General features: G+C 39.1%; 2 protein-coding genes and 1 pseudogene. All 3 read left to right on the top strand.

Features of this window, described 5'->3' with window-relative positions; translation table 11 throughout:
* The first annotated feature begins 40 nt into the window (after positions 1 to 40).
* The gene (locus FD01_RS15230; protein ID WP_318636190.1) at positions 41 to 1777 is read left to right on the top strand and encodes an ATP-dependent nuclease; all 1737 of its coding nucleotides are present in this window, start codon (positions 41 to 43) and stop codon (positions 1775 to 1777) included.
* A 4-nt stretch (positions 1778 to 1781) separates the two neighbouring features.
* Positions 1782 to 2390 (top strand): annotated as a pseudogene (locus FD01_RS15225) (DNA cytosine methyltransferase); the annotation flags it as partial.
* A 146-nt stretch (positions 2391 to 2536) separates the two neighbouring features.
* A complete protein-coding gene (locus FD01_RS16905; RefSeq protein WP_338043386.1) occupies positions 2537 to 2818 on the top strand; it encodes a DNA cytosine methyltransferase in 282 nt (93 codons plus the stop codon).
* The last annotated feature ends 85 nt before the right edge of the window (positions 2819 to 2903 follow it).

The following is a 2903-nucleotide window of genomic DNA, read 5'->3' as shown; positions in this document are numbered from 1 at the left end:
ACCGGCCAGATGCGATTTCATGTCCCAAATACCGAGGTGAATAATCCAGGATAAAAGTTTCGAAGAATTCGGAAAATTAACATTTGATTTTCCAGTAACGGTAATTGTGGGAAAAAACGGTAGCGGTAAAAGCTCCATCCTCCATGCGTTATACGGATGTCCGAAGGGAAACTCCCCGGCTAAATATTGGTTTTCAAGTGCTACGGATCCAATTAAAGATGAAAATGATAAAAATATGGCACAATGTTTTGTGTATACATATCATAATGGAGCTAACCAGGGGCAGGTTGCGATGAAGCGTTCATCTCGGCCTGGGACTGCACATCGAAGGAAGGATCCTGATTATTGGGAAACAGAAAAGCCTCGAAAAATGTACAAGATGCAATCTATGGTTAGATCTTCACCAATCGTATGGGACAATTTATACATCGATTTCCGACAAGAACTAAGTGCGTATGATAAATTTTTTTATTTTGGAAATATTGATGGCTTAAAATCAGTGACAAAGAATGATTATGTTAGACGGGAGGCCCCCACTCTAAAAAAGGTCCTGAATACTCCAAATAAGATATATACTCGGGGTTCGAAAGCTCAGAATAAAGAGTGTGTTGATTTAACTCCGAAAGAGCTGCATTTTATTTCTAGTATTTTAGGTGTTAAGTATGTATCAGGTAAACTTGTAGATCATCGGTTTTACCGGGGATGGGGAACCACGGCACTGGTGAAGAAACACGATTTAACGTATACAGAGGCCCATGCCGGTAGTGGTGAATTTGCTGTAATAAAATTGGTGCATCAACTTTGTTCATTAAAAAAAGATGAATCGCGGCTAATTTTATTGGATGAGCCCGAGACTTCACTCTATCCTGGTGCTCAAAAGCGACTTCTTGAGTTTATCTTGACCATTGTGAAATTTACTAAGAGTCAAGTTGTAATCTCAACACATTCTGAAAAGTTTATCTCGTGTTTGCCCGACCGTGCAATTAAGGCCATTAAGTATGATGATAATGTTAATAATACATTATTATTAAATGAATGTTCTCCAAGTACTGTTTTCGGTGAGCTAGAAGTGCCATTGAGTGATAAGTGTGTTGTTTATGTCGAAGACAATGCATCCGAAATTTTACTTCGTTCCGTTGTGAAGTCCGAATTGAATCTACAGGACTTGGTGATTCACAAGCTGACTTCAGGTGCAAATACGATGATGAATCGAAATGTATTAACGAGTAGCGAGCGCATAATCTGGGATGATTACTATTTTCTCGACGGTGATCAGAAGCCAACCAAGCTAGTTGATGTTGACACTCTCACTGCTTCACAGCTCGAGGATGAAAAGCTTATTGATAATCTTTGCCAAAAGATTTCTTCCAGTATTAAGTTTCCGTCCTCGAGGTCCAGAGGAGACAAGAATCAATCAACAGATGACAAAGCTCGACTCGATTCACAGACCAAATTTTTGAAATTTTGTAAACAAGGTGTTAAATATCTTCCTTGTGCAACCCCTGAGGATGTTATCTGGGATGAAGATTTTTTACGAAAATATATTTCGGTTACAGGAATTGACGTTCAACTTGAAGCTGACAAGAAAAAAAGTGTATTTCATAAAATTGTTGCTACTGAAGTAGATGATCTGAAGCCTGATTCATCGCAATATTATAACTTTATTGAGCGATTGTGTATACATTGGGTGAAGACTCACCAAGACACCATTGAGTATAAGTCTATCTGTCAGAGTCTAAAGGAAATACAAGCGGCATACGAAAATTTGCATAGGTGATGATATGACAATAACAGCGATTGATCTGTTTTCGGGGTGTGGGGGTCTTTCGGAAGGCCTTCGACAGGCAGGAATCAAAGTGAAGTTTGCGGTTGAACTAAATGAAAAAATAGCACAAACATACACGCTTAATCATCCCACTACCACAATGATTAACAAGGATATTCAGGATATTTCGGACGAAGATTTCACTGGCATGGGGCATGTGGATATAGTTGCCGGATGTCCTCCGTGTCAAGGCTTTACTCAAATGAATCGTAATAATTTACGCAAAGCATACGCTGACAAGCGAAATGAGTTGATTAATGAATATCTCCGTGCCATTTCGGTAATTCAACCAGAGTTTATTATGATGGAGAATGTACCCCAAATTCTTCATTATGATCAATTCTCAAAGATGATAGAAACGTTGAAAGAGTTTGGATACTGTCTAGATATTAAAAAAATCAACGTGAATGATTTTGGCGTTCCACAATCGCGTAAGAGACTGGTACTGATTGGGTCAAAAAATCATGAAATCGATTTTCCGGAAAGTTTGAACGTGCCACATCAGAGTGTGAGAGAAGCGATTGGGTCATTGCCTGCCCCTGAAGTAAGTAATGATCCCATTCAGCGAATCCATTCACATCATACTGAGTACATTCAGCATATTATCGAACTAATTCCAAAAGACGGAGGAAATCGCAAGGACCTTCCACAAAAATACTGGTTGCCGTGCCACTTGAAAAAAATGTTGGATACTCTGATGTGTATGGAAGAATGCATTGGGATAAACCATCACCAACTATCACTGGCGGATGTCTTTCACCATCAAAAGGTCGATTCTTGCATCCAACACAGAACAGAAGCATTTCTGTTCGCGAAGCAGCAATTCTGCAGTCCTTTCCGCCTGATTATAAATTTTTCGCAGGTATGTCTAAGTCCCTGCTGGCTCAAATGATTGGAAATGCAATTCCTCCAAAATTTGCAAAAGCTCAGGGAGAATATATAGAGACCATAATCCAAAGAAGTGAATCTGCACAAAAACACGCAGTATCTTGACACTTCATTATAATTGGGTACTTTTGGATACTTGAATTTACAATTGAAGTGGAACACTAAGAAAAAAGACTGACCCACTAGGAGA

Source organism: Lacticaseibacillus manihotivorans DSM 13343 = JCM 12514 (assembly GCF_001435035.1).
In the GTDB taxonomy this organism is placed as follows: Bacteria; Bacillota; Bacilli; order Lactobacillales; family Lactobacillaceae; genus Lacticaseibacillus; species Lacticaseibacillus manihotivorans.
Note: the sequence above shows the minus strand (reverse complement) of the source record. Positions and strands in the feature narration are given on the sequence as shown.